Source organism: Saccharopolyspora sp. ID03-671 (assembly GCF_045278815.1).
GTDB classification, from domain to species: Bacteria; Actinomycetota; Actinomycetes; order Mycobacteriales; family Pseudonocardiaceae; genus Saccharopolyspora; species Saccharopolyspora ipomoeae.
In genome coordinates this window covers 2,531,671-2,558,260 of sequence record NZ_CP134054.1, presented here as the reverse complement: position 1 = coordinate 2,558,260, position 26,590 = coordinate 2,531,671, and the positions used below count along the sequence as shown (strand labels likewise).

At 71.8% G+C, this 26,590-nt stretch carries 24 protein-coding genes; 10 read left to right on the top strand and 14 right to left on the bottom strand.

Going from position 1 to position 26,590, the window contains the following annotated elements:
* Nucleotides 1-26 precede the first annotated feature (26 nt).
* Nucleotides 27-2,600, bottom strand: a complete 2,574-nt coding sequence (pepN, locus tag REH65_RS11455; RefSeq protein WP_406692403.1) for an aminopeptidase N — start codon at nt 2,598-2,600, stop codon at nt 27-29.
* 233 nt (nt 2,601-2,833) lie between these two features.
* On the opposite strand from pepN, the gene REH65_RS11450 reads away from it, so the two are divergent.
* Entirely contained in the window at nt 2,834-3,451 is a 618-nt protein-coding gene (locus REH65_RS11450; protein ID WP_406692402.1) for a DsbA family protein, read from the top strand.
* A gap of 196 nt (nt 3,452-3,647) precedes the next feature.
* On the opposite strand, the gene REH65_RS11445 is transcribed toward REH65_RS11450, so the two are convergent.
* The 5 genes from REH65_RS11445 to REH65_RS11425 are packed head-to-tail and all read right to left on the bottom strand — an operon-like array spanning nt 3,648 to nt 8,758.
* Nucleotides 3,648-5,051 carry an MmgE/PrpD family protein gene (locus REH65_RS11445; RefSeq protein WP_406692401.1) on the bottom strand — a complete coding sequence of 468 codons (1,404 nt, stop codon included), beginning with the start codon at nt 5,049-5,051 and terminating at the stop codon, nt 3,648-3,650.
* Nucleotides 5,048-5,875, bottom strand: a complete 828-nt coding sequence (locus REH65_RS11440) for a cyclase family protein (RefSeq protein ID WP_281457149.1) — start codon at nt 5,873-5,875, stop codon at nt 5,048-5,050. The genes REH65_RS11445 and REH65_RS11440 overlap by 4 nt, the downstream gene beginning before the upstream one ends.
* A complete protein-coding gene (locus tag REH65_RS11435) occupies nt 5,872-6,768 on the bottom strand; it encodes an HpcH/HpaI aldolase/citrate lyase family protein (protein WP_406692400.1) in 897 nt (298 codons plus the stop codon). Before REH65_RS11435 ends, REH65_RS11440 begins: the two co-directional genes overlap by 4 nt.
* Entirely contained in the window at nt 6,765-7,961 is a 1,197-nt protein-coding gene (locus REH65_RS11430; protein ID WP_281457147.1) for a CoA transferase, read from the bottom strand. The genes REH65_RS11435 and REH65_RS11430 overlap by 4 nt, the downstream gene beginning before the upstream one ends.
* Nucleotides 7,958-8,758, bottom strand: coding sequence for an IclR family transcriptional regulator (locus REH65_RS11425; protein ID WP_281457146.1), 801 nt, complete (start codon nt 8,756-8,758; stop codon nt 7,958-7,960). Before REH65_RS11425 ends, REH65_RS11430 begins: the two co-directional genes overlap by 4 nt.
* Before the next feature lie 193 nt (nt 8,759-8,951).
* Here REH65_RS11425 and REH65_RS11420 point away from each other — a divergent pair, with 193 nt between their 5' ends.
* The 7 genes from REH65_RS11420 to REH65_RS11390 all read left to right on the top strand — a co-directional run bounded on the left by REH65_RS11420 (nt 8,952) and on the right by REH65_RS11390 (nt 15,561).
* Nucleotides 8,952-10,334, top strand: coding sequence for an FAD-binding protein (locus REH65_RS11420; protein WP_406692399.1), 1,383 nt, complete (start codon nt 8,952-8,954; stop codon nt 10,332-10,334).
* On the top strand, nt 10,331-11,797 hold the full coding sequence (locus REH65_RS11415) for a dihydroorotase (RefSeq protein WP_406692398.1): 1,467 nt from the start codon (nt 10,331-10,333) through the stop codon (nt 11,795-11,797). Before REH65_RS11420 ends, REH65_RS11415 begins: the two co-directional genes overlap by 4 nt.
* Before the next feature lie 44 nt (nt 11,798-11,841).
* Nucleotides 11,842-13,122, top strand: coding sequence for an MFS transporter (locus REH65_RS11410; protein WP_281457143.1), 1,281 nt, complete (start codon nt 11,842-11,844; stop codon nt 13,120-13,122).
* Nucleotides 13,119-14,474 carry an MmgE/PrpD family protein gene (locus REH65_RS11405; protein ID WP_406692397.1) on the top strand — a complete coding sequence of 452 codons (1,356 nt, stop codon included), beginning with the start codon at nt 13,119-13,121 and terminating at the stop codon, nt 14,472-14,474. Before REH65_RS11410 ends, REH65_RS11405 begins: the two co-directional genes overlap by 4 nt.
* Nucleotides 14,475-14,482: 8 nt before the next feature.
* On the top strand, nt 14,483-15,118 hold the full coding sequence (locus tag REH65_RS11400; RefSeq protein WP_406692396.1) for an aspartate/glutamate racemase family protein: 636 nt from the start codon (nt 14,483-14,485) through the stop codon (nt 15,116-15,118).
* Between the two features lie 131 nt (nt 15,119-15,249).
* Nucleotides 15,250-15,372 carry a toxin-antitoxin system, antitoxin component, PHD family protein gene (locus REH65_RS11395; RefSeq protein ID WP_406692395.1) on the top strand — a complete coding sequence of 41 codons (123 nt, stop codon included), beginning with the start codon at nt 15,250-15,252 and terminating at the stop codon, nt 15,370-15,372.
* A 48-nt stretch (nt 15,373-15,420) separates the two neighbouring features.
* Complete coding sequence (locus REH65_RS11390) at nt 15,421-15,561, top strand: hypothetical protein (protein WP_406692394.1); 141 nt, start codon at nt 15,421-15,423, stop codon at nt 15,559-15,561.
* Nucleotides 15,562-15,883: 322 nt separating this feature from the next.
* Here REH65_RS11390 and REH65_RS11385 read toward each other — a convergent pair whose 3' ends face one another.
* The 6 genes from REH65_RS11385 to REH65_RS11360 all read right to left on the bottom strand — a co-directional run bounded on the left by REH65_RS11385 (nt 15,884) and on the right by REH65_RS11360 (nt 22,572).
* Complete coding sequence (locus REH65_RS11385; RefSeq protein ID WP_406692393.1) at nt 15,884-16,744, bottom strand: immunity 49 family protein; 861 nt, start codon at nt 16,742-16,744, stop codon at nt 15,884-15,886.
* Nucleotides 16,745-16,753: 9 nt separating this feature from the next.
* Nucleotides 16,754-17,224 carry a hypothetical protein gene (locus REH65_RS11380; protein ID WP_406692392.1) on the bottom strand — a complete coding sequence of 157 codons (471 nt, stop codon included), beginning with the start codon at nt 17,222-17,224 and terminating at the stop codon, nt 16,754-16,756.
* 22 nt (nt 17,225-17,246) lie between these two features.
* A complete protein-coding gene (locus tag REH65_RS11375; RefSeq protein WP_406692391.1) occupies nt 17,247-20,777 on the bottom strand; it encodes a hypothetical protein in 3,531 nt (1,176 codons plus the stop codon).
* Nucleotides 20,778-20,791: 14 nt separating this feature from the next.
* Nucleotides 20,792-21,121, bottom strand: a complete 330-nt coding sequence (locus tag REH65_RS11370) for a WXG100 family type VII secretion target (RefSeq protein WP_406692390.1) — start codon at nt 21,119-21,121, stop codon at nt 20,792-20,794.
* Nucleotides 21,118-21,678 (bottom strand): YbaB/EbfC family nucleoid-associated protein, encoded by a 561-nt coding sequence (locus REH65_RS11365; protein ID WP_281457136.1) that lies wholly within the window; start codon nt 21,676-21,678, stop codon nt 21,118-21,120. The genes REH65_RS11370 and REH65_RS11365 overlap by 4 nt, the downstream gene beginning before the upstream one ends.
* 120 nt (nt 21,679-21,798) lie before the next feature.
* Complete coding sequence (locus REH65_RS11360) at nt 21,799-22,572, bottom strand: MBL fold metallo-hydrolase (RefSeq protein ID WP_406692389.1); 774 nt, start codon at nt 22,570-22,572, stop codon at nt 21,799-21,801.
* A 48-nt stretch (nt 22,573-22,620) separates the two neighbouring features.
* On the opposite strand from REH65_RS11360, the gene REH65_RS11355 reads away from it, so the two are divergent.
* Complete coding sequence (locus REH65_RS11355; protein ID WP_406692388.1) at nt 22,621-22,926, top strand: hypothetical protein; 306 nt, start codon at nt 22,621-22,623, stop codon at nt 22,924-22,926.
* A gap of 77 nt (nt 22,927-23,003) precedes the next feature.
* Nucleotides 23,004-23,813 (top strand): Fpg/Nei family DNA glycosylase, encoded by an 810-nt coding sequence (locus REH65_RS11350; protein ID WP_406692387.1) that lies wholly within the window; start codon nt 23,004-23,006, stop codon nt 23,811-23,813.
* 90 nt (nt 23,814-23,903) lie between these two features.
* Here the strand turns inward: REH65_RS11350 and REH65_RS11345 are convergent, their stop codons facing one another.
* Nucleotides 23,904-25,910 carry a GNAT family N-acetyltransferase gene (locus REH65_RS11345; protein ID WP_406692386.1) on the bottom strand — a complete coding sequence of 669 codons (2,007 nt, stop codon included), beginning with the start codon at nt 25,908-25,910 and terminating at the stop codon, nt 23,904-23,906.
* Nucleotides 25,911-25,953: 43 nt separating this feature from the next.
* The gene (locus tag REH65_RS11340; protein WP_281457128.1) at nt 25,954-26,574 is read right to left on the bottom strand and encodes a 2'-5' RNA ligase family protein; all 621 of its coding nucleotides are present in this window, start codon (nt 26,572-26,574) and stop codon (nt 25,954-25,956) included.
* Between the last annotated feature and the right edge of the window lie 16 nt (nt 26,575-26,590).

Here is a 26,590-nt window from a genome sequence, read left to right as displayed (position 1 = left end):
CTGAGAACCTCCCCCAACCCGCGGTGTCAGGAGCGGTCGAACTCGCGGGCGGCGAGGGCGCGGACGATGCCCGCGCGGCCCTCCGAGACCAGGCGGCGCAGGGCCGCCGGGCGGTCGCCCGCCAGCCACGCGTCGGCGGCCGCGACGGTCTCGTCGGTGACCGCCCAGGACGGGAACAGGCCGATCACCGTCGGCTGAGCCCGCTCGCTGGAGCGGCGCTGCCAGACCTCGTCGATCGACTCGAAGTACCGCTGCACGTACGGCGCCAGCAGCTCGCGCTGGGCCGGGTGCTGGAACCCGGCGATGATCGAGTCGCTGACCGCGTTCGGCAGCTGGTCGTCGTGCACCGCGCGCTGCCAGGCCTTCTCCTTCGACCCCGCGGTGGGGATCAGGGCCCGGGCCCGCTCGGCGCGGCGGCGGCCGGTCGCGGTCTGGTCGGACTCCAGCTCCGCGTCGATCTCCGCCTCACCGGCCGCGCCGTGCGCGACCAGCGCCTGCAGCAGACCCCAGCGCAGATCGGTGTCGACCGTCAGACCCGGCAGCGGGGCCGAACCGTCCAGCCAGCCGCGCAGCTCGTCGACCTGCTCGTCGGAGAGCACCGACCCGGTCAGCGAGTTGACGAACGCCAGCTGGTGGTCCGAACCGGGCGCCGCGGCGCGGGCCAGCTCGAACAGCCGCGAGCTGAACCGGCGCCAGCCCTCGGGCTGCCAGGACGGGTCCGCGTAGGAGTTCAGCGCGGTCTGCGTCTGCAGCAGCACCCGCTGCACCACGCCGATCTGGCTCTCCGCGCCGATGCCGGCCTCGGCCGAGGCGCCCAGCACCAGGGTCACGAAGTCGCGGGCCTTGAGCTCGGCCTCGCGGGTCATCTCCCACGCCGTGGACCAGCACAGCGCGCGCGGCAGCGACTCGTCGATGTCCCCGATCCGGTCCACCAGCGTGGCCAGCGACTCGGGGTCGAAGCGCAGCGAGCAGTAGGTCAGGTCGTCGTCGTTGACCAGCACCAGCTTGCCGCGGTGCACGCCGACCAGGTCCGGGACCTCGGTGACCTCGCCGGAGACGTCGAGCTCGACGCGGTGCCTGCGCACCAGCTTGCCGTTCTCGTCGTCGTAGATGCCGATCGCGAGGCGGTGCGTGCGCAGCTCACCGGCACCGGGCCGGGCCCCGTTCTGCACCACCGAGAACTGGGTGAACCGGCCCTCGTCGTCGGTGCTGAAGCGCGGGCGCAGCATGTTCAGGCCGGTGGTCTCCAGCCACTGCGCGCTCCACCAGGACAGGTCGCGGCCGGAGGCCTCCTCCAGCGCCTTGAGCAGGTCGTCGAGGGTGGCGTTGCTCCAGGCGTGCCGGTCGAAGTAGACCCGCAGCCCGGCCAGGAAGTTGTCCAGACCGACGTAGGCGACCAGCTGCTTGAGCACCGAGGCGCCCTTGGCGTAGGTGATGCCGTCGAAGTTGACCTCCACGGCCTGCAGGTCCGGGATGTCGGCGGCGACCGGGTGCGTCGAGGGCAGCTGGTCCTGGCGGTAGGCCCAGGACTTCTCGACGCTGGCGAAGGTCGTCCAGGCGGCGTCGTACTCGGTGGCGCCGACCTGGGCGAGCACGCTGGCCCAGGTCGCGAAGGACTCGTTGAGCCACAGGTCGTTCCACCAGCGCATGGTGACCAGGTCGCCGAACCACATGTGCGCCATCTCGTGCAGCACGGTCTCGGCGCGGCGCTCGTAGAGGTAGCCGGTGACCTTCGACCGGAAGACGTAGTCCTCCAGGAAGGTCACGCACCCGGCGTTCTCCATGGCGCCCGCGTTGAACTCCGGCACGAAGCACTGGTCGTACTTGCCGAACGGGTACGGGACGCCGAACGCCTTGTGGTAGAAGCCGAATCCCTGCTTGGTCTCGGTGAACAGCCGCTCTGCGTCGAGGTGTTCGGCCAGCGAGGCGCGGCAGTAGATGCCCAGCGGGATCGGGTCCTGGCCGTCCTCGCCGGGGAACTCGTCGCGCCACTCGGCGTAGGGGCCGGCGACCAGCGCGACCAGGTAGGTCGACATCGGCCTGGTGGTGTCGAAGACGTGGCGCTTGCCCGAGTCCGTCTCGGTGATCTCGCCGGCGGCGTTGGAGATGACCTTCCAGTCGCCCGGGGCGTCGACCGTGATCTGGTAGGTCGCCTTCAGGTCCGGCTGGTCGAAGCAGGTGAACATCCGCTTCGCGTCGGCGGTCTCGAACTGGCTGTAGAGGTAGACGGCTCCGTCGACGGGGTCGATGAAGCGGTGCAGACCTTCACCGGTGTTCGTGTAGGCGCAGTTCGCGCGCACCACGAGTTCGTTCTCGGCTGCCAGGCCGGGCAGGCGGATGCCGGTCGACTCGTCGTAGTCGGAGACGTCGAGCTCGACGCCGTTGAGCACCGCGCTGCGCACCTCGTCGGCCACCAGGTCGATCCAGGTGTCGGCGCCGGGCTGGTTGCTGCGGAAGCGAACCGTGGTCGTGGAACCGAAGGTCTCCACTTCCACACCGCCCGCGCCGGCGGAGAGGTCCAGTTCGATCACATAGGACTGGACCTCCAGCAACGCGGCGCGCTGCTCGGCCTGTTCGCGGGTGAGGTTCGGCGGTGCCACGGATCACCTCGTAGTTCGTAGGGACGGTCATGGCCGGTGTGGATGCCCGGCGCAGGCATCAAATCACGTCGGGCCGGAGTCGCGCTCCCGGGCACGCACCTCCGCGATCATCGGCGTGTCGGAGGCGCCGGGAAGACAATCGGCCGCGGCGTGGTTACCACTTCGGGGCCGCCGCGCCCCAGACGTGGTGCCGCGCCCAGGCACCTGCCCGACTTCGACTGATGGAGGCACGGATGACCGCCGCTGCCCGCCCCAAGGTGGACTTCTACTTCGACCCGCTGTGCCCGTTCGCCTGGGTCTCCTCGCGCTGGATCCTGGAAGTCGAGAAGGTCCGCGACATCGACCTGAGCTTCCGCGTGATGAGCCTGGCCGTGCTCAACGAGGGCCGCGACCTTCCCGAGCAGTACCTGGACCTGATGAAGCGCGGCTGGGGCCCGGTGCGCGTGTGCATCGCCGCGGCCAAGCACCACGGCGACGAGGTCCTCTCGCCGCTGTACACCGCGCTGGGCCAGCGCATCCACGACCGGGGCATCAAGGACTTCGACGAGGCGATCGAGGGCGCGCTGGCCGAGGTCGGGCTGCCCGCCGAGCTCGCGCAGGCCGCGCACAGCACCGAGTACGACGAGGAGCTGCGGACCAGCCACCACCAGGGCATGGACCCGGTCGGCGACGAGGTCGGCACGCCCACCCTGCACGTCGACGGCGTCGCCTTCTTCGGCCCGGTCATCACGCGGGTCCCGAAGGGCGAGGAGGCCGCCAAGATCTTCGACGGCGCGGTCGCCATGGCCGGCTACCCGTACTTCTTCGAGCTCAAGCGCAGCCGCACCGAAGACCCGCAGTTCGACTACTGATCCACTGCACACCGGTCGAACACCGCGGGGTTCCGGCCCGGGTGGGAAAGTTCCGATGTTTACCGGATTTTTCCCAGGCGGCGGGGTTGAGCTGCGAGAACGGGTGCGGGCGGGTTTTTCCCGGTCATCACGGTTCTCGGGTGCCCGCGGAGGCCGGCCCCGGTCGGGGGACGGGGCCGGCCTCCGGGAACGCGGGTCACGGGGCGTGCAGCCCGGACATCACCTCGGTGACGGGACGGTCCTCGCGGAGGGTCCAGAGCGAGGCCACGATCTCGGCGGCGCGGTCGGGTCCGACCGCGCGTTCGGCGTTGCCGGTGAACTTGGCCGCGAGCTCGTCGGCCGACAGGGGGCGTTGCGGGCCGCCCCGGTTCTCGCGGATCCGCTCGGTCACCGTCGTGCCGTCGGTGAGCTCGGCGGTGAGGACCGCGGGGAACTGGCGCGGGAATCCGGCGGTGGCCTCGTCGTCGGCGACGACCCGCACCCGCCCGGCCAGGTCCAGGCGCGCCGGGTCGGCCGCGGCGGCGTCGGTGAAGTCCTCGTGGAACACGCCCAGCCCGCCGCCGCCGAGCAGCGCCGCCGCCACGGTGTAGGGGCCCGAGAACGCCGCGTGGTAGCCGGAGCGGGGCCGCCGCTTCTCCTCGGCGGGTTCGGCGATCGTGCGCATCACCGGGGCCGGAACGCCGAGCACCAGCTCCCGGACCTGGTCGGCGGTGACGCCGCGCTCGCGCAGCCGCAGCGCCGCGTCGACGCCCGCGTGCGTGAAGTGGTTGCACGGGTAGGGCTTGAAGAACACCCCGGTCGTCTCCCACCGCTCGCCGAGGCCCTCGGTGACGCGCTCCGGGTGGGTCCGCTCGCCGCAGAAGGCGCGCAGGAACCCGAACCGCCCCTCGACGACCGTGGGCGGCCCGGTCAGGCCGTGCCTGGCCAGGTCGGCGGCGGCGACGCCCGCGTGCGCGGCCCAGCCGCAGTGCACCCGCTTGATCGTGCCGCCGGTGCGGTTGGCCTCGATGACCCCGGCGCCCATGCTGGCGGCGATGCCGATCACCGAGGTCAGCTGCTCGGCGTCGAGCCCCTGCAGCATGCCGGAGGCCACCGCCGCGCCGACCGCGCCGCAGATCGCCGTCGCGTGCTGACCGTGCTCGAAGAACACCGAGTTGCCGAGCTCCTCGTCGTAACCGGCCATGCCCAGGCGGCAGGTCACCTCGATGCCCATCGCGGCGGCGGCCAGCAGCGCCGCGCCGCCCGCGCCGGTGCGCTCGGCAGTGGCCAGCGCGGCGGGGACGACGGCGGCCGACGGGTGCAGCACCGACGGCAGGTGGGTGTCGTCGAAATCGAGGCTGTGCGCCAGGGTTCCGTTCACCAGGGCCGCCGACGGGGCCGGGAGCCGTTGTCCCAGACCGATTCCGGTGGCCTGCGGGGTTCCGCCCCACTCGGTGGCCACGGCGCCGGCGATGCGGGCGGGTTCCTCGCGGGTGGCGGCCAGCGAGTTGCCGACGACGTCGACGATGCGCCGGACCAGGTCGTCGGCCAGGACGTCGTCGACGCCCTCGGTCGCCAGCCGGGCGCCGACCTCGCCGATGCGCTGCGCGGGAGTCGTCATGCCGGGACCACCGCCAGCGGGCGGACCGGGGCGCCGGTGGCGCCGACGATGCGCAGCGGGGCGAACACGGCCAGGAACTCGCCGATCCCGGCCTCGGCCGCGTCCTCGCAGGCCATGTGCTCGACGATGTGGATGCCGTGCTCGACCAGCAGGACCCGGTGCACCGGCAGCACGCGGTGCCCGGCACCGGCCGGGATCTGCTCGTAGGCGGTGGTGTCGGTGCCGGTGGCCACGATCCGCCGCTCGGCCAGCCAGTGCGCGGCGTCGACGGTCATGCCGGGAACACCGGTCTCCTTGCCGACGTAGGCCTGCGCGTCGCCGAACAGCCTTCCCCAGCCGGTGCGCACCACAGCGATGTCGCCCGCGCCGGGCTCGGCCCCGGCGCGCTCGGCGGCGCGGGCCAGGTCCTCGGCGGTGACGCCGTAGCCGGGTTCGAGGACGTCGACGCCGCGCACCGCGGCGACGTCGAGGAACACGCCCCGGGTGACCATCGGCGGGATGGTCTCGGCGCCGTGCACGGTGTGCTTGCCGCCGCGCTGGGACTCGGCGGCGTCGACGCCGCCGTGCAGCAGCCCGTCGTGGCTGACGTGGGCGAGGGCGTCGACGTGGGTGCCGGTGTGCCCGCCGGTGACGATGACCTCGTTGGACGCCGAGCCGCCGTCGGGGCGGATCGCGTCGCCGTGGCGGCGCTCCAGCGTCATCCGGAAGCCCGGGTGGTTCGGCGAACCTGCCATGCCGGTGTAGAGCGGGTGTCCGAGCTCGATGACCCGGGTCCCGGCCCGGACGGCGTCGAGCAGGTCGGGGCCTGCGGAGGTGGTGGTCACGAGGTGCTCCTTCCCGGCCGGGCACCGGCCGGTTCGTCGTGATCGTGCGGTGACGTCGTGCTCGTGGGGGAGCCGCCGAGCGCGTCGGCGAGCTCGGTCACCCAGCGGGCTCCGGCGACGACGGCCGGGTCGACGAAGCGCCCCCGGTCGTCGACCCACGCCGCGGAGTCGCCCGCGACGTCGAGCGCGTCGAGGAGCGCGCGGGCTCGCTCGACCTCGTCGCGGTCCGGGGTGAAGGTCTGGTGCACGGGGTCGATCTGCCCCGGGTGGATCACCGAGCGGCCGAAGAACCCGGCGTCGCGCAGCGCGGCGCTGTCCTCGGCGAGCCCGGTGGTGTCGGACAGGTCGGTCCAGACGCTGGCGACCGGGCTGGGCAGCCCGGCGGCGCGGTTGGCGGCCACGATCCGGGCGCGGGCCCAGGCGAGTTCGCGGCGGTCGCGAATCCGCAGGTCGGCGGCCAGATCGGTTTCGCCGGGGGAGACCCCGGCGATCAGCGGGTGGCACTCGGCGAGCTCGAACACCGCGCGCAGGCCGCGGGCGCTCTCGACCAGCAGGTGCAGCGGCAGCCCGGTCCGCTCGGCGAGATCGGCGACAGCGGAGGGGGATTCGGCCTTGGGAACCCGAATCCCCGCCGCACCGCTGCCGATCAGCGCCGCCGCGTCGGCTTCGGACCAGGTGGTGCCCGCGCCGTTGATGCGGACCCACACCCGGTCCGGCCGGGACCGGCAGGTCCGCACCGCGACGTCGCGGGCCTGGTCCTTGTGCGCGGGCGGGACCGCGTCCTCCAGGTCCAGCACGACGGCGTCGGCCGGGCCGTCGAGCGCCTTGCCGACGAGGTCGGCGCGGTGCCCGGGGACGTAGAGCCAGCTGCGGGCCAGGCCGATGGTGGTCACAGAACCCCCTGCGCGCGAAGGCTTTCCAGCTCCTCGGCGTCGACCCCGAGCTCGCCCAGCACCTCGGCGGTGTGGGCTCCCAGGCGCGGGCCGGTGGTGGCGATCCGGCTGGGCGTGTCCGACAGCCGGAACGGGGTGTTCTGGAACCGGACCGGGCCCAGCTCCTCGTCGTCGAGGGTCACGATGCTGCCGAGGGCGTTGAAGTGCGGGTCGGCGAGCACGTCGGCGGCGGTGTAGATCGGTGCGACGGCGGCCTCGGCCTTCTCGAAGGCGTCGACGACCTCGTCGCGGTTGCGGGCGGCGATCCAGGAACCGACGGCGGCGTCCAGCTCCTCGACGTGCTCGGCCCGGCTCGCGCCGCTGGCGAACCAGGGCTCGTCGATCAGCTCGGGCGCGCCGACCAGCCGCATCACGCGTTCGGCGATGGAGTGGGCGCTGGTGGACACGGCCACCCACTGGCCGTCGGCGCACTGGTAGGTGTTGCGCGGGGCGTTGTTGGTGGAGCGGTTGCCGGTGCGCGGCTGCAGCACGCCGAGCTGGTCGTAGGCGATCAGGCCGGGGCCGAGCAGGTGCAGCAGCGGTTCGATGATCGCGGTGTCCACGACCTGCCCGCGGCCGGTGGTCTCGCGGGCGCGCAGCGCGGTCATGATGGCGAACGCCGTGGTCAGCGCGGCCACGCCGTCGGCGAGGCCGAACGGCGGCAGGGTGGGCGGACCGTCGGGCTCACCGGTCATGGCGGCGAACCCGCTCATCGCCTCGGCCAGCGTCCCGAACCCGGGGCGGCTGGAGTAGGGGCCGGTCTGGCCGAAGCCGGTGACCCGCGCCAGCACCAGCTCGGGGTTGCGGGCCGACAGCTCCTCCCAGCCCAGGCCCCAGCGCTCCAGGGTTCCGGGCCGGAAGTTCTCGATGACCACGTCGGCGTCGGCGGCCAGGTCGAGGAACAGCTCGCGGCCGCGCGGGGTGGACAGCACGAGGGTGATCGCGCGCTTGTTGCGGGCCAGCATCTTCCACCAGAGGCCGACGCCGTCCTTCTGCGAGCCGTGGGTGCGGGCGGGGTCGCCGCGCGGGTGCTCGATCTTGATGACGTCGGCTCCGTGGTCGCCGAGCAGCGTGGCGGCCAGCGGGCCCGCGAACAGGGTGGAGGCGTCGAGGACCTTCAGGCCCCCCAGCGCGGCCGGGTGGTCGTGGCTCATGTCGTCCTTCCGGTGGTGGCGACGGCGCGCGCGGGTGCGGTGCCGCCGAGTCGAGCGGTGATCCGGTCGGCGGTCTCGATCAGCTGCGGGGCGGTGGCGGCGACGAACTCCTCGGTGACCCGGAAGCGCGGTCCGCACACCGACACCGCGCCGACGACCCCGACCGGGCCGAACACGGCAACGGCGACCGATCCGGCGTCGCCCTGGCGCTCACCGGCCGAGGCGGCGTAGCCGCGCTCGCGGATGCGGGCGAGCTCGGCGCGCAGGGCTTCCGGGTCGGTCGGGGTGTTCGGGGTGAGCGCGAGGAGGTCGCCGGAGAGCAGCCGGTCGACCTCGTCGGGGTCGCAGTGGGCGAGCACGCACTTGCCGGACGAGCCGGCGTGCAGCGGGAACCGCTTGCCGAGCTCGACCGACATGGTGATCTCGTGGGTGCCGACGACCTGGTCGAGGTAGACGCGGCCGCCGTGCACCTTGGCGCTGATGGTGACGGTCTCGTGCAGCTTGTCGCGCAGCTCGGCCAGGAACGGCAGGGCCGCCGCCCGCAGGTCGGAGTCGCGCAGCGCCCGGCTGCCCAGCGCCGCGGCGGCGGGCCCGAGCCGGTACTCGCGGGTCTCCGGGTCGTAGGCGATCAGGTTCCTGCTGGTCAGCGACTGCAGGATGCGGTGGACCACGGCTTTGGACAGGTCCAGCTCCCGGGCCACCTGGCTGACGCCGAGGGTGGGAGGCCCGTCGGTGAACAACAGCAGGACGTCGGCCACGCGCTCGGTGGCTCCGGTGCCGCCGCTCGACTCCGCCACGCGATTCTCCTCGTCGTCAAATACGTACCGCTGGACGGAACAAGAATGTTGGGGATCGCCGTTCGTGTCAAGGAATTTACATCGCAACTCTTGCACTTATCCAGGCTGCCTGGTGTTATCGACCTCACCGAACGGCCGGGACGCCTGTTTCTCTCAGCGGAACGGCATCCGTCGGTCGGGATGAGGAGGAACGATGACGTTCGACGTGGACCTGGTGGTCGCGGGCGCCGGTGGCGGCCTGACCGCCGCGATCCGCGCAGCCGAGCTGGGTCTCGACGTGCTCGTGGTGGACTCCGATCCGAACTTCCGGCGCGGCAACAACACCTCGATGTCGACCGCGATGATCCCGGGACCAGGATCGCGTTTTCAGGCTCAAGCGGGGATCGAGGACTCCCCGGAGCGGTTCATCGCCGACATCGCGCGCAAGACGGCCGGATCCGCCGACGCGCGGATCGCCGCGGCGCTGGCCCACGTCGGTGCCGAGCTCGTGGAATGGCTCGCCGACCACGTCGGGATGCCGATCGAGCTGCCCACCGACTTCAGCTACCCCGGGCACTCCGCGCCCCGGGTGCACAGCGTGCCCGGCAGGCACGGCTCCTCGCTGCTGCGCCACCTGCTGGAGGCGGTGGAGCGCAGCGAGCGGATCGACCTGATGGTTCCCGCGCGGCTGACCGGAGTGGAAGCGCGCGACGGCGGCCGGATCGCCGTGGTCGAGACCCCCGACGGCGGGCGCGAGGAGATCAGCACCCGCGCGGTCCTGCTCGCCACCAACGGCTACGGCGCCGACCGCGAGCTGGTCGCGAAGCACCTGCCCGAGATCGCGGGCGCGCACTACCACGGCGGCGAGCACTCCCGAGGTGATGCGCTGCGCATCGGCGGCGAGCTCGGCGCGGCCGTCGGATTCCTCGACGCCTACCAGGGCCACGCCGCCCTGTCGGCGTCCGCGCAGACCCTGGTGACCTGGACCGCGGTGATGCACGGCGGCGCCGTCGTCGACTCCGGCGGTGAGCGCTTCGGCGACGAGACCACCGGCTACTCCGAGTACGCCGCCACCCTCGCGGCCCGGCCGGGCGGGCGCGGCTGGCTGGTGTTCGACGAGCGCGTCGACGGCCTGTGCCGCTCCTTCGGCGACTACCAGGACGTGCTGGCCGCGGGCGCGGTCCGCAGCGCGGACTCGCTGCCCGAGCTGGCGGCGGCCATCGGCGTGCCCGCCGAGCCGCTGGCGGCCGAGATCGCCGCGTTGGCGCAGGTCGATCCGGGTGAGACCGACCGGTTCGGCCGCTCGGCCGCGACGCCGCTGCGCGCGCCGTTCCGGGCCGTGGAGATCATCCCGGCGCTGTTCCACACCCAGGGCGGGTTGCTCGTCGACGAGCACGCCCGCGTCCTCGACACCGCCGGCGACCCGATCCCCGGCCTCTACGCCGCCGGTGGTGCCGCCGCCGGCATCTCCGGCCACGGCGCGGCCGGCTACCTGGCCGGCAACGGCCTGCTCCCCGCGCTGGGCCTCGCCTACCTCGCCGCCGGGCACCTCGCCCGGTCGCTGCCCACCGCTCGAACTCCGGAAGGTGCCCGATGAGCAAGCCCGATCTGATCATCCGCGACGTCCGCGTCGTCCGTCCCGGTGGTGGGGAGCCCGTCGCCGCCGACATCGCCGTCACCGGCGGCGTCATCACCGAAGTCGGTGCGGGACTGGACGTTCCGGAGGGCGCGACCGTCCACGACGGACGCGGCAGGCTCGCGTTCCCCGGCGTCGTCGACGCCCACCAGCACTGGGGCATCTACAACCCGCTGTCTGACGACACCGAGACCGAGAGCCGGGCGTGCGCGCAGGGCGGCGTGACCACCTCGCTGACCTACATGCGCACCGGCCAGTACTACCTCAACCGCGGCGGCCCGTACTCCGAGGTGTTCCCGGAGGTGCTGAGCGCCGCCGAGGGCCGGTCCTACGTGGACTACGCGTTCCACCTCGCGCCGATGCAGTCCTCGCACATCGACGAGATCCCCGCGCTGGTGCGCGACCACGGCGTGACCTCGTTCAAGATCTTCATGTTCTACGGCAGCCACGGGTTGCACGGCCGCTCCACCGACCAGAGCGACTTCCTGATGATCCCGGAGGGCGAGCGCTACGACATCGCCCACTTCGAGTTCGTCATGCGCGGCATCCAGGCCGCCCGCGAGGCCAACCCGGACATCGCCGACCAGATCTCGCTGTCGCTGCACTGCGAGACCGCCGAGATCATGACCGCCTACACGCGGCTGGTCGAGGAGGAGGGCGAGCTGTCCGGCCTGGAGGCCTACAGCGCGTCGCGCCCGCCGCACTCCGAGGGCCTGGCGGTGACCATCGCCTCCTACCTCGCGCACGAGACGGGCCTGCCGACCATCAACCTGCTGCACCTGTCGTCGGGCAAGGCGATGGAGGCGGCGATGCTGATGGCCAAGACCTTCCCGCACGTCGACTTCCGCCGCGAGGTCACCATCGGCCACCTGCTGGCCGACGTGACCACCGCCGACGGCGTCGGCGGCAAGGTCAACCCGCCGCTGCGCCCGAGGGCCGACGTCGAGAAGCTCTGGGAGCACCTGCTCGCCGGTGACGTCAGCTGGGTCGTCTCCGACCACGCCTGCTGCCGCGAGGAGCGCAAGTTCGGCGAGGACCACGACGACGTCTTCGCCGCCAAGTCCGGCTTCGGCGGGACCGAGTACCTGCTGCCGGGCCTGGTCGGCGAGGGCCGCAAGCGCGGGCTGTCGATGTCGGCCGTCGCCGAGCTCACCTCCACCAACCCCGCCCGGCGCCTCGGCCTGCCCACCAAGGGCGACATCGCGCCCGGATTCGACGCGGACATCGCGCTGGTCGACCCGGACCGCTCGTTCGTGGTGGACCCGGCGGACTCCGAATCCACCCAGGAGTACACGCCGTTCCGCGGCATGGAGATCGGCGCCACGGTGGAGACCACCTTCCTGCGCGGGCAGCGGATCTTCGACCAGGGCGCGGTCGTGGGCGAGCCGCGCGGCAGCTACCTGCACCGGCCGACGGGCCGCTGATGACCGGCAAGCGTGAAACCAGTTCGGACGCGAGGGAATCCACCATGAGAACACGGTTCCGCTTCGTGACCTTGGGGCTGATCGTCAGCCTCATCGTCATCAACTACATCGACCGCAGCGCGGTGTCCTACGCGGTCGAACCGCTGGAGCAGGCCTTCGGCATCACCACCGCGCAGTACGGGATCATCAGCTCGGTCTTCTCCGTCGGCTACATGGTCGCGGCGTTCCTGTCCGGGCCGCTGGTGGACCGCTTCGGCTGCCAGCGGGTGCTGCTCGCCGCCGTCGCGCTGTTCTCGATCACCACGGCGCTGATCCCGGTCGCGGGCTCGTTCGCGGGACTGCTGGTGATCCGGCTGCTGCTCGGCGTCGGCGAGTCGCCGGCGTTCCCGGCGGCGACCCGGACGGTGAGCCGCTGGCTGCCGATCCGGGAGCGCGGTGTGGCGCTGGCGCTGTGCGGCGGCGTCGCGGTCTCGGGCAGCCTGCTGATCTCCGGTCCGCTGCTGACGCGGCTGATGGACCTGGTCGGCTGGCAGGGCATGTTCTGGACGCTCGCGGGCCTCGGCGTGGTGTGGGCGGTCCTGGCGATGTGGCTGCTGCGCGACCTGCCCGACGAGTCGCCGCGGCTCGACGACGCCGAGCGCGCGCTGATCGCCGCCGATCAGGAGGTCGAGGCCACCGGTGGCCGGGCGAAGGTGCGGTGGCGCCCGCTGCTGACCAACCGGAACCTGTGGGTCGTCGCGGGCGGCTACTTCGCGTGGGGCTTCATGTTCTGGGGCTTCATGTACTGGCTGCCGTCGTTCCTGTCCGGTGCCTACGGGCTCAGCGTGAAGCAGGCGGGCGCGTTCTCGATCGCCCCGTGGGCGTGCGGCATCGTCGGTGCGCTGGTCGGCGGCGTGGTCGTGGACCGCGTCTACCGGCGCAGCCCGAAGATCCGCAGCCGGTTCGCGGTGATGGGCGTGGCGCTGCTGCTGGCCGGGTGCTCGCTGGTGCCGCTGGCGATCGCACCGACCCTGACGGTCGCGCTGATCTCGATCTCGGCGGGCGTGGGCTTCGGCTTCATCACCGGCGGGATCTGGTGGGTGGCCTCGATCGACGCGGCCCCCGACCAGCCGGGCAGCGCGGCCGGGTTCGCCGACGCCGCGTTCGCCTCGGCCGGCATCGTGGCGCCGTCGTTGATGGGCTTCATCGTGTCCAGCACCGGCAGCTTCACCAGCGGGTTCGTGGTCATGGCGGGTCTGGCGGTGGCCGGTGCGCTGCTGATGCTGCTGGTGCCGCGCGAGCGCACCACGACGTCCAGCGCCGCGCCCGCCGCGGTGGAGGCATGACGGTGGAGCAGCAGGAGGCGGTCCGGGGCGCGGTCGGCGGGCTGGGCGAGTGGGTGGCCCGGCTGCGCTGGTCCGACGCCCCGGCCGAGGTCCGGGAGCGCCTGCTGACGGTGCTGGTCGACGCCGTGGCGGTGACGGCCCTCGGCTCGCGCGAACCCGCGCAGCGCGCGCTCGTCGAGGCGTGGGACGCACCGGACGGCCCGGCACCGGTGTTCGGCACCGGCCGCACCGCGGCGGTGGACGCCGCCGCGTGGCTCAACGCCTCGGCGGCGGTCCGGCTCGAACTCGACGACGGGCACCGGCCGGCCGGGGGACATCCGGCGGCGCACGGGTTCCCCGCCGTCCTGGCCCTGGCCTCCCGCGGGACGACGACGGGCGCGGAGCTGTGCGCCGCGCTGCTCGCCGCCTACGAGGTCGCCGCCCGCTTCGGCCGCGCGACCAGCCTCCGGCCGGGCACCCACCCCCACGGCAACTGGGGCGTGGCGGGCGCGGGCGCCGGTTGCGCCCGGGTCCTGGGACTCGACGGGCAGGGCGCGACGGCCGCGATCGACGCGGCGAGCGGGATGCCGATCGCCGGGCCGTTCTCGGCCGCCCTGGACGGAAACCCGGTGCGCGACACCTGGATCGGCGCCGCCAACCAGTCCGGCCTGGTCGCGGCCCGGCTCGCCGCGACCGGCGCCGGGCACCCGACGGGCATCGCCGCGCACGCCCTCGGCGACCTGCTCGGCACCCTCGACCCGGCCGCCCTCGACGAGGGCGTGGGGGAGCGCTGGGAAGTCCTCGGCGGCTACTTCAAGCAGCACTCGTCGTGCTCGTTCACCCACGCCGCCATCGACGCGGCCCTGTCCCTGCGCGACCAGGTCGACGAGGGGACGGCGCAGGTCCTGGTGGAGATCCACTCGCTGGGCGCGCAGCTCGACCGCGCGAGCTGGCCGACACCGCTGGCCGCGATGTTCTCGCTGCCGTTCGTGGTGGCCACAGCCCTGCGCCGGGGCCGCGTCGTCCCGGCCGACCTCTCCGCGGACGCCCTCGCCGACCCGGCGACGGCGGACCTCGCCCACCGCGTCGTGGTGCGGCCGGCGGCCGACCTCGACGCCAGGTTGCCGGACGAGCGCCCGGTCCGGGTCACGGTCACCTCGGACCGGGGCCGCCACGTCGCCGAGCGCCCGAACCCGGTGGGGGACGCCGCGTTCCAGCCGTTCACCGCCGACGACCGGATCCGCGTCCTGGGCGACCTGCTGGGCGACCCGGCGGCGGTCGCGGCGATCCGCGACCGCGTCGCGGAGCTGCCGGACGCCCCGGACGCGGGGAAGACCTTGCGCGCACTCGGTTCCGCGCTGGGCACTCGATGAGGAGGAACATGCTCGTCCACGCCGTCACCCCGATCACCGTCGGCCCGGCCGAGGTGGCTCGCCGCCAGGCCCGCTACGACGCGCTGTCCCCGGCGGGCATCGAGATCGTCCTGCGCGATCTCCCGGACGGACCCCGCGCGCTCAACACCGCCGACGACGTCCGACGTTCTGAGAAGCTGGTCGCCGCAGCTCTTTCCGCGGCACCGGAGTGCGACGCGGTGCTGCCGGACTGCGTCCTGGACCCGGCGGTACCCGCCGACGGCGGCGCGCTGGGCGGTACACCGGCCCTCGGCCTGCTGCGCCTGACCGTGGGCGCCGCCGTCGCCGCCGGGCACCGGGTCGGCGCGATCACCCGCAACGAGGCGATCGCGGCCGAGCTCCGCGACCGCATCACCGCCTACGGCTGGGACTCGGCGTTCCACGAGGTCAGCGTCCTGGACCTGGAGGTCGAGGACATCACCGACCCGGACCGCTGGGCCGCCGCGATGCGTCCGGCCCTGATCGCGGCCCGCGACGCCGGAGTCACTGCAGTGGTCAACGGCTGCTCCGCGGTGGACACGACCGCCCAGGACCCGGACCTCCCGCTGGTCCTCGACCCGATCCGCACCGGCCTCGCCGTCCTCGCCGCACTGCAACCACGCTGACCTGCGGCAGCGCTGACCTGCGTAAACCGGCGTGCGGATAGAAGCGGACCACTTGGGCCGACAAGCCGTCCGCGCTCTTAGCTGAAGCGGAGCACGGCGGCGAGGTCGTCATCTCCCGCGGAGATACTCCCGTGGCGCGGTTGATTCCTGTGCAAGAAGTGGCGGAGCGAGAACTGGGTTTCGTCCGTTACGACGTTCCAGATGCGTTCTTCGACCCGCTTCCAGACGATGAGCTGGAGGCATGGGAATCGTGACCAGAGGTACATGATCGATACGCATGTCCTCCGACCAACGAGCACAGTGTGCTCGCCGGCTCCATGGACTGGGGGCACCGGGACCCGTTCGATCGAATGATCGCCGCCCAATGCATGATCGAGTCGCTCGCCTTGGTCTCTGCTGACAAGGCGTTCGCGACGCTGCCGGGCATCCAGGTTCTGTGGTGAGACGAAGGCTGTCCCGAACCTGCCCGATCCGGGGCGGCCTTCGCCAGTTGAAATGGTGACGTCTGCGGCAACCGGGCTGGAATCCTGAGCTACGAGATGCTCTCGCGGACGCCCTTCACTGCGTCGAAACTCCGTCGTCGGATGATGCTTCCGCCGTCTGAGAACTCCACTTCACTGGCGAGAGCGCCGTTCGGACACGCCAGGTGCGGTGTGTGCCAATAGGCATGCCTTCTCGGAAGTTGCCCCCGGACTTGAGCGTGCTGTCCGGATATCATTCGCGGTCGACGCCGTCCTGCCGCTCGTCGGTATAGGTCGGACTGTGTCATTGCTGGTTCGTCTCGGTCTGGTTCACCCAGTAGCCGGTCACGAAGTTGCGGGGGATGTACTCCGACTCGATGTTCGCGGTGATTCCGCGGTCGTGCGCGACCGCCGCCAGAGCGGTCGGGGCCAAGGCGAGGAAGCCGTCCGGGTGAGCAGCTCGATTCGTGTTGGCGGTCCAGAAACGTTGGTGCAACTCGATCGCTTCGCGGAGATCTTCGTTGAACTGGCCTGCTTCGCCGCTCGCGAGGCTGAAGAGGAGCTTCATCGAAGGGAAGTACCGCAACAGCGCGATCTCTGCCGCGTCGTTGTCCAGTTGTGCCGGATCGGTCAGCTCGATGCTTCTATTGATCTTGGCGTACAGGTCGTCGCCGCTGGTGAAGAAGGTCTTGAGCGCGTCGATCCACGCGTAGACGTATTCGTCGTACTGCCCGGCAGCGCGGAGGGTCTCCTCTGGCGTTCGGCAGAGATCGTCGATGAGGTTGCGCGCTCGGCAGATCGTGGCTGACCACAGCGCGTCCAACCACGCTGCAGGACTGTGCTTGTGAGTCGGGCCGGTCGCCTTGAGGGAAACCCGGTCCCGGATGATGCAGTCGAAGTGATCGTCGCTGGTGTTCGCGCTCTTGAAGAGCGCTGCGCCGGATCGAGCGGCCACGAGCAGGCTCGAATAGGTGTCGAACCGATCCGCAGCCGGATCCAACAGCAGTTGACGCTGCGTGACTTGCAGCGAGTACTGCGCGACGTTGAGAGCGAGAGCCGGCGCTTCGCCGAGGTTGTCGTAGAAGCGATCGATGTTCTTCGACAGGGCAGCGATCCTCTTCTCGGTGCCCTCGATGCTCTGCGAGTGCCTGTTGATGACCGTCATGACCCGTCCCTACCTCGGCCGCAGATCGAAGTTGCGACGATTGTATCCGCCGTAGCTTTCCGTCGTTTCGCCGCCTTCGCTGCGCTTTTCGACCTTCGGCTTGACCTCCTCGTAAATGACGCTTGGCTCGAAATCTGGGTCATCGCGCCGTACGTCATCCAGTTCGAGTTGAGTCTGAATGCGTCCCACAAGATCGATGTCGTCCGGATCTGCTGTCTTGCTCATGTTGTCGAGAATGGATTCTGCGTAGGGGCGGGTTCCCTGTTGAGAGCGGTTGCCGTCAAGATCGATTCGCGAGCCGAGTTCCGCGTTCGGTCCCTTGGCCTCGATGATGACGATGCGGCCGTCCGGGGTTTCACCCACGACGTCGAAAACGCCGGATCCGTGGAAGACGCGGATGGTCTCAGGGGCGCAACCGTGGTCGTGGACCAGAGAGTCACGAGCAGCGACCTCGCCGAATTGCTCGCCGATGTCGCGCACGTTGGTGTGCGCATCCCGAAGATCATCGGCGCTCTGCTGCTTCGTCGGATGTGTCGCGAGGGATCTCGTTCCCGTCCGCGTCCTTCCGAGCAGCGAACTGCTCGTCGTGGGTCTTCGCGTCTGCGAGCTGGTCGATTGCGGCGCGTCGCTGATCGATCAGGTTCTGATAGCGTTCGACATCTCCTGGGCGCGGCTCTTGTGTCCCGAGGTTGTCGAATTCGGCTTCGTGGGTGAGCCCGTTGTCAGGAACGTAGTAATTCTTGGTGCCGTCCGGATTTTCCGTGTAGCGCAGCGGAGGTACCGGCTCGCCTGTGGCGTCCGTGGCTTCTTTGGACCGCCGATTGCACACGCCGTTCCCATCCGGAGCGTTGTAATAGCGGTTCCGGTAGTCCGGGTCCATCGTTGCCCGTTGCTCAGCCGTGGGCAGGAATTTCGGGTTGGGACTACCGTCCGGTGATAGTTCGTGTTCAGACGCGGCGTGCGTCTCGCGCGGTTGCCGAGGGCCGCGTGCTTCCGCTTCGTCGGGGCGCTGTCCCGGATCCTCTCCATCCCGAGTCGGGTGGAAGCCGTCGTTGCTGGAGGGGGTGGTGGTGCCGTCGGGGTGGTGGGTTTCCCAGGTGCCGTTCGGGGGCCAGCCGGGGCGGCCGTCGGGTCCCATGTCGGTGGCGAAGACTCGGCCGTTGCCGTCGGTCCAGGCGAGGCCGTTGGGGGCGGTGACGGGGACTCCGAGCTCGTTCGACAGGTCTCGGGCCAAGCCGCTGGTGCCCGCGTCGCAGGAGAGGAGGCGGACCGGTTTGGTGCCGTCGAAGTTCGGGTCCCGGCGGAGCATGTCGGCGAATTCCTTCGCCGAGAACGTGTGGTCGCCGATGCGGACCCGGCCGTCGGGTAAGGCGTGGGCGTCGACCGTGTGGTGGACGCCGTCGTCCGGGACCCGGTCCGCCAGGTCGCGCATCCTCGGGTCGTCGTGGAACGACGAGCCGGCCGGGGTCTCCTGGCGGGTGGACTCGGCCTGGTCGAGCTGCTCCTGGCGCTCCGGCGTGCCGGGTTCGGCGTCGCGGGGCTGGTCGGAGTCGTGGTCCGGGCCGTCGTGCCTGCCGTCCTCGGGGTGGGTGCCGTCCGAGTCGTCGGGACGCCGAGCGGGGTCGGGGTCTGTCCCGTCGGGGCGCTGGTCAGGCGTATCCGGGTTCGCGCCGTCCGGACGTGCGGCGGGTGAGTCGGAACCGTCTGGGCGGCTTCCTTCTGGGCGCTGACCAGGGGTTTCCGTCGTGGGGCCGCCGGGGCGCTGGCCCGGGCCGTCCGGGCGGGGTGTCGTGGCGTCGGGCCGGGTGGACGTGGGGGAGTCCGGGCGCGAGGTGCGCTGCTGGGGGACGCCGGTGTCGGGACGCGACGGGGCGTCCGCGCCTCGGGGCGTGGTGCGGGGCGCGTCCGGGCGCGTGCCCAGATCACCGCTCATCGGGCGGGCCGCTGCGCCGGGGGAGCCCGCGGTTCCCGTCCAGCCGCCGCTGCCGCCGGGGCGGCCGCCTCCTGCGGACGGCGTCGCACCCGCTCCACCGGTCGTGCCCGGGGCGCCACCGGCCATGCCGCCACCCACCGGGCCACCCGCTGCGGGCTGGTCGGCGCGCGGAGCGGCCGGAGCGGGACCGGCTGCGCTGGGGGCGGGGGCTGCGGGGGCGTCCACGTTCGCCGCCGCCGTGCTCGCCGGGGAGCTCGGTGCGCGGTCGCCGTCGACGGGCAGCGTGCCGCTGAACGATCCGCCGCCGGAACCACCCGAGTGCGAGCTCGACGATCCGCCTCCGCCCGCCTGGGGCACTCCGCCTCCGCCGGAAGCCCCGCCGCTGCCGGAGGAACCGTTCGACGACGAGCTGGACGAGTCCGAAGAGGACGGTGCGTCGGAGCGGCCCGGATCGGTCGTGCCGCCTCCGGACGAGCCGGTGTCGGCGGAGGAGCGCGCGTCAGCGGCGGAGGAACCGCCGTCGGAGCTCGACCTCGCGTCGGAGCCCGACGAGGAGTCGGCGCTGGACGGGCCGTCCGAAGTCTGCGAGCTCGACGAGCTGCTGGAGGAATCCGAGGTGCCGGCGGTCGAGGCACCGGAATCCGACGACGAACCGCCGGAATCCGCGGCGCGGCTGGAACCCGAGTCCGAGGACGAGCCGGAATCCGACGAGGAACGGCTGTCGGGCGAGGAGTCCGACGTCGAGCCGGAACCGGAATCTGATGACGACGAGCCCGATGAGTCCGAAGCGGACGAGCCGGGATCGGTCGACGAAGATCCGCTGTCGGAGGACGAGGAACGGCTTTCGGACGACCCCGAGTCGGACGACGAGCTGTCTGACGACGCCCCACCCGAGTCGGAGGAGCCGCTGTCGGAGGAGGACGCGCTCGAATCGGAGGAGCCGCCGTCGGACGAGCCGGAATCCGAGGACCCGCCGTCGGTCGACGAACCCGAGTCGGTCGACGAAGAGCTGTCCGAAGACGACCCGGAGCCGGACGACGAGCTGTCCGACGAAGACCCACCCGAGTCCGACGACCCCGACGAGCCGCCGTCGGTGTCGGGTACGTCGACGCCGCCGAACTCGTTCTTCGCGCCGCCGATGCCGCCCATGAGCGATCCGGTCGCGCCGCCGGACATGGCGCCGGTGCCGACGTCGCTCCAGTCGAGCTTGCCCTCGGTGATGAGCTGTTCGGCCGCGCTGCCCACCGCGCCTTGGGCGGAGCCGAGCGCGCCTTCCTTCAGGGCCTCCTTGCCGATGGACTTCGCCGCGCTCTCGGCGGCCTCACCAGCAGCCTCACCTGCGGCGTCGCCCGCCGCGCGCCCGGCGGCGGTACCCGCGTTGCCCGCCGCGTCCCCGGCCGCGTCGCCGAGGGCGTCGCCGGCGCCCTTGCCGAACGCCTTGCCCGCGCCTTCGAAGACGCCGCCCACGGCGCCGCCGATGGCACCGCTGATCGCGGCGTCCTTGAACTTGCCGCCGTCGAGGCCGTCGCGGGTGCCCATCGCGACCTGGGTGCCCTGCACCGCGAACTCGATCGCCACCGACGTCGCGACCTCGATGGCGACGTTCTTGAGGATGCTGAACACGAGCTGCTTGAAGATCTGCAGCACCACGGCTCGCGTGATGCCCTGAGCAGCGGCGATACCGGCGGTGGAGGCGCCGAAGGTGGCCGGTGCGGCGGCGATCATCGCGGCGATCTGGATGGCCAGCGCGATCAGCGACGCGATGATGGTGAGCTTGGTGTGCTCGACGTCGAGGGCCGCGTCGTCGCAGGACTTCGCGAGCTTCTCGCACGCTTCCTTCAGCTTCGGCAGAGCCGCGTCGCCGCCGTCGCCGATGTCCTTCCACAGCTTGGTGAACGCGTCCGCGGTCTGGCCCTCCATCGCGGACTTGGCCTGCTGCGCACCGCCGTTGGCGGAGTTCCGGACGCCGTCGATGCCTTCGGCGGCCGTTCGCCACGCGTCGGCCATCCGGCGCATGGCGTCCTCGTCACCCTCCGGCCAGGACTGCCCGACGACGATCGGCAGCAGCCACTTGACCTCGTCGGGCATCTCGATGCTCACGTGTGGTCAACTCCCTACCGAGGCATGTTTGAGCCGGACTTGCCGATGCCGCTCGCGTTCTGCTCGTCGCCGGATTCGGTGTCGTCGGCGGTGGCTTTGAGGTTGTCGTCGATGTCGCCGAGCGCCTTGACGACCTTCTTCAGGCTCTCCAGGACGCTGTCGCGGCCCTTGGTGTAGTCACCGCCGAACTTCTGGCCCGCCTCGTCGTCGCCCCAGCACTCGCCTTCGCCGTCCAAAGAGGACTTGAGGGTGTTCAGGACCTGGTCGAGGTCGTCCCCCGCGTTGCCGATCTTCTTGCCGCCCGAGCGGATCTCCTCGGGCTGCATCCGCATCTTGCCGCTCATCGGCGGCCGCCTCGGCGGTTGCTCTCCCAGTCGTCGTCCCAGTCGTCCGGTCCGGCCTGCACCTGCGGCGCGGACGCGGCACGGCCGGAGTGGGACTCCTCGCTGCGGCGCTGGGCGCGCTCGGCTTCGGGATCGGGCGGTGCGACCAGCGGACCGCTGTTGAGCAGGCCCTGCAACGACGGCATCCCGGGCACCTCGGGAACGTGGGAGGTGTCGGCCAGCGGCGCGAATTCGGACTGCAGCTGCCGCTGCGCGGTCCCGGACGCCTCGCGGATCACGCTGGTGATCGACCGCGCCAGCTTCTCCGGGTTGGTGCGCTCGAACGCCTTGTCCGACAGGCGGACTTCCTGCACGGTCCCGGTCGCGTCCACCCGAGCGCTGACCAGGCCGTCGTCGGAGGTGGCCTCGAACGTCTGCCGCGCGGCGCTTTCCCGCTTCTCCTGGATGTCGGCGGTGCGCTTGCGCAGGTCGTCGAGCATGTCGTCGATCTGGTTCCGCAGCGCGGCGTTCCGCGCGACCTTCTCCTCGCTCGACGCGTCGAAGTCCCGTCCAGACATGATCAGCCTTCCCCCGGCTCAAACGGCACGTGCAGTGCGGCTTCGTGGCTCCGGTCAGTGTGACGTGTGCTCGGTCCGGTCGGTGCCATCGACTAGCACAATGCGGCCGAACGATGCCATTCACTCGGCTGAACGGTCTAGCGCTGACCGGGTGGTTTCCGGTGGGAAGGGCGATTCGTCCGGTGATGTCCGGCCTCGGCAGATCTCGGCGAGGCGGGCCAGGTCCGCCGATTGGTCCCGTGCGAACTCCGCCGTGACGGGGAGTCCGTGGCCGGGGACCACGGTGGTGGGGTTCAGGTCGAGGAGTGCGTCCACTGTGGAGGGCCAGTGCAGGGGGTGGGCGTCTTCGAAGTCCGGGGGTGCGCCCTGCTCGACCAGGTCTCCGGCGAAGACCACCGCGGCGTCGGGGACGTGCACGACGAGGTCGTGATCGGTGTGGCCGGGGCCGAAGTGGTGCAGGTGCACCTCCCGGCCGCCGAGGTCGAGCACGGCGGTGTCGGTGACGAGGTGGTCGGGGCGGGCCGGTGCGGAGGCGGCGAGCGCGTCGGCGGTGTCGGCGCCCTGCTCGCGGTAGTGGGCGACCCAGTGTTCGCGCTGGTCAACGGCGGTGCGGTCGAGGAAGTGCGGGCATCGGGCCTGCGCCCACACCGGGGCCGGGAGGAACGCGGAGGTGCCGAAGCAGTGGTCGAAGTGGCCGTGCGTGAGGGCGATCCGGAGCGGCAGCGCGGTGATCTCGCGGACCGCCTCGGCGAGCTCGGCGCCCTGGCGGTGATCGCCCCGGGTGTCGATCACCAGCGCCGCCTCGTCGCCGACGACGAGGCCGGTGGTCAGGTCCAGCTCGGCGTGGCGGCGGGCGAACACGCCCGCCGCGAGTTCGATCCAGGTGTCGTCCACGCGGGAAGCCTAGTGCGACCCCCAGCTGATCTCTGCCAGACTCGGCGAATGCGTCTCTACGCCGCTCTCACCGCGCTGATCGGGACCGCCATCGGCGTCGGCGTGCTGTTCTTCGCCAACAGCGCCCTCTCCCCGCTGCTCCTCGGCGGGCCCGGTTCGACCTGCCCAGAGCCCGACTGCGCGTTGGGCGCCGGGTTGTGGTTGATCGCCGGGGCGGTGGCGGTGGTGCTGGTCGCGTTCCTCGCCGGGCTCCTGCGACCCGCCGAGCAGCCGGTGCGTCGCGGGCTGTGGATCGCGCTCTGGTGCACGGCGGTCTACCTGGTCGAATCGGTTGTGGTCTGGGTCCTCATCTGAGCATCCCCGGACGGGTGGTGCGACGCCCGTGTGCTTGACTTTTCTCCCGCGCGCACAACGACTTCGGGAGGACGGTTTTGCCGGAGGGCCACACGCTGCACCGGCTCGCCGGGGTGCACCAGGAGCTGTTCGCGGGCACCCGGGTCCGGGTCAGCAGCCCGCAGGGGCGCTTCGCCTCCAGCGCATCGGAGCTGGACGGAGCCGTGTTCGAGCGCGCTGAGGCGCACGGCAAGCACCTGTTCCACTGCTACGGCGCGGACCGCGTCGTGCACGTCCACCTCGGGCTCTACGGCACGTTCACCGAAACCGAGCTGCCGGTCACCGAGCCGCGCGGGCAGGTGCGGATGCGCCTCGTCGGCCGAACTCACTTCGCCGACCTGCGCGGTCCCACCCGCTGCGAGCTGATCACGCCGGACGAGGTCGCGGCCGTCCGCGACCGGCTCGGCCCGGACCCGCTGCGCGTGGACGCCGATCCCGAGCGCGCGTGGACGCGGATCTCGAAGTCGCGCACCAGCATCGCCGCGCTGCTGATGGATCAGAAGGTCCTCGCCGGCGTCGGCAACGTCTACCGCGCCGAAGTGCTGTTCCGGCACGGCATCCCGCCCATGACGCCCGGACGCGACCTGGGGCGCGAGCGCTGGGAGCTCATCTGGGCCGACCTGGTCGAGCTCATGGCCGACGGCGTCAAGGTCGGCCGCATCGACACGGTCCGCCCCGAACACCTCCCCGAGGCCACCGGCAGAGCCCCGCGCCAGGACCGCCACGGCGGCGAGGTCTACACCTACCGCCGCGCCGGAATGCCCTGCCTCATCTGCGGTGACGAGATCGCCAGAGCCGACCTCGTCGCCCGCAACCTCTACTGGTGCCCCACCTGCCAACCCGAATGACCGGCACTGGACAGTTTTAGCCATAATTGTCCGGGCAAAACGGACATCGATCATGGGTGATTATGGCTAAAACTGTCCGTTGCCGAGCGCTCAGAAGCCGAAGCCGCCGAGGTCGAAGCCGTCGAGGCCGCCGTCGTTGAAGGTGTCCGGGTTCATGCCGTCCGCTCCCGGGTCCATCCCGTCGGGGCCTGCGCCGTCGGCGTTCATGCCGTCCGCGTAGCCGTCGGCGTAGGCGGCCTCCGCGGGGACCGTGGCCATGCCCACGAACATGGCCGACATCAGCGCGTACGAACCCGCGGTCCACACGCCTGCGGCCAGGGCGGGCTTCCACCACGGGTCGCTGTACCAGCCCTGGGGGACCGGCTTCCCGGCGACCGTGCCGCCGGGGTAGTAGTGCGGCGTGCGCTCGCTCGGGTGCGGCGAGGCGACCTGCGTCCTGCCGTCGACCTCGACCTCGCGTTCCTCGTCGACGTGGCCCGCGTAGCGCTGACCCGTCAGGACCGGCAGCTCCGGACCGGGGTCCATGTCCATCGCCAGGCGTGCGGCGCGCACGTAGCACAGGCCCTCCATCGCCGTCTCCGAGGTCAGCCGGGCCTGCTTGGCCGTGGTGGCCGCCTCCAGCTGGGTGAGCGCCGCGGCGTGCCGCTCGGAGGCGTCGGCCAGGGCCTGCTTGGCGGCCTCGTCGGTGCCGACGAGGTTGAGGACCTGACCGCCCAGCCGCTCCACCCAGCGGCGGGCCTCGGCCTTGTCGTCCTCCAGCTGCTTGCGCTGGTGCGCCAGCACCTTCCGCCGGGACCACCACACGGCGGTGCCCAGCACGACTAGCACGATCAGCAGAACCACGAGTGCGCTGGTCATCCCTGCCTCCCCGGGGGACGCCGTTGCCCTCGACGGTACGCGCGTCAGAAGGCGTCGGGACAGCTCGGAGCGCGATCGCCCGCCAGCGCCCGAAGCGGCGGTCAGCGCACCCGGCTCCAGCTCGCGCACCCGCCCGGCCGCTGCGAGCTGGTGCAGCGTGCTCCCGCCCAGGTAGGCCGCGGCCAGATCCGCCACGTCCAGCGCCAGCTGCGCCGGCTCGGAGGTGCGCTCGACCGCGCTCGCGCGGGTGCGCAGCCGCCAGCGGCCCTCGTTCCACGGGCAGAACGCGTCGCGCACCTCCAGCACCACGTCCACGTCCGCGAGGTAGTCGCGGGAGGTCAGCGCGGCTTCGAGGTCGACCAACCGCAGCCACACGCCGTCGACGACGCGCTGCGCGGCCGCGCGCGGATCGACCAGCATCCGCACCACCGGCTCGTCGACCGCCGCCTTGCGCCAGGTGACCTCGCTGACCAGGTCGAAGTCCAGCAGGTGACGGCACAGCGCGGCGTAGGAGGCGGGGTCGTCGGCGACCAGCGAGACGACCTCCATCCGGTAGTCCGGGCCGCGCTCCGTCCAGTCCGGGGAAACCCGGTAGATCGCGTGGCCGCCGTCGTGCAGGGCGCAGCGGTAGGGCGCGCGACCCGCGCGGGCCTGCCGCATCCGCTCCCGGGCCCGCCACGCGCTGTCGCGGCCGATCCAGCCCGGCCGGCTCGCCGCCGCCCGCGCGTGCTGCGCGTAGATCGCCGGCAGCGCCTCGTCCAGGTCGATCTCGCGCACCGGCCGCTCGTCGACCTCCACGTCACCGCGGAACGCGACCCGGCCGGGCAGCGAGAGGTGGTTCTCGAAGCTCGCCGTGCCGTAGCCGAACCGGCCGTAGATGGCGCCTTCGGAGGCGTACAGCGCGGCCAGCGGGACGTCGGCGTCGCGCAGGCCGTCGAGCTGCGCGCGCATCAGGGCCGTCAGCACGCCGCGACGGCGGTGACCTGGCTTGACGCCGACGAGCGTCACGCCCGCGACGGGGCAGCTCCGCGCACCGGGCAGGCTCATGTACGTCGAGTAGTGCCCGCCGCAGCCCACCATCTCGGCCTCGTCGAACACCCCGAGCGGCGTGAGGTGCGAGACGATCGGCCTCAGCCGCGCCAGGTCCGCCTCGGAGTCCTCCAGGAACGCGGCCCCGAACACGGACGTGAACTCGTCGTGCTCGGAGTCGTCGAGCCGCCTCGCCTCAAGATTGCCCATGCAGCATTGGTACCGCTCCGGGGAGATCGAGGCGACCCGTTTTTCAGCCGCCCAGCGGCACCTCGGCGATCGTCTCCCACTCGGTGCTGGAGTGGTCGCGGCTCATCTTGACCAGCGACAACGCCGAGACCTTCGCGGTCGCCGACTCGACGATGGTGGCCTGCAGGGTCGCGATGGCGAAGATCGCCGGACCGTCGGTCGTGGAGTGGGCGAGGCTGACGTGCTTGTCGATGTCCTCGGGCTCCGACGGGACCGAGTCGAGCACCTCAGAGGTGGCCTCGCGCACGGCCGCGCGCAGGTCGAGCACGCTCGATTGCGGCTCGGCGGGCAGCGCCAGCGACTCGGGCAGCACGACCGCGTGGTGGAACGCCAGCGTCAGCGGCATGACCTCGGCCAGCTTCGGCCGCGCGGCCTCCAGCAGCGGCTCGATGCGGGACGGATCCACCTCGTCGGTGAACCCGATCTCCTGCACCAGGATGTGCATCCATTCCAGCGGGACCAGGTCGAAACCGGGCAGATCGCGCAGCGCGTACTGGTAGTCGTTGACCAGTTTGCGCAGCCCGGGCTGGTCGGCCAGCGGCAGCACCCAGGCGTAGCCGGTGCGGCCGCGGTGCCAGTCGGTGCGCCAGCGGGTGTGATTGCGAACCTGATCGGCATGTGGCATGTCGGTCACCCCTCAC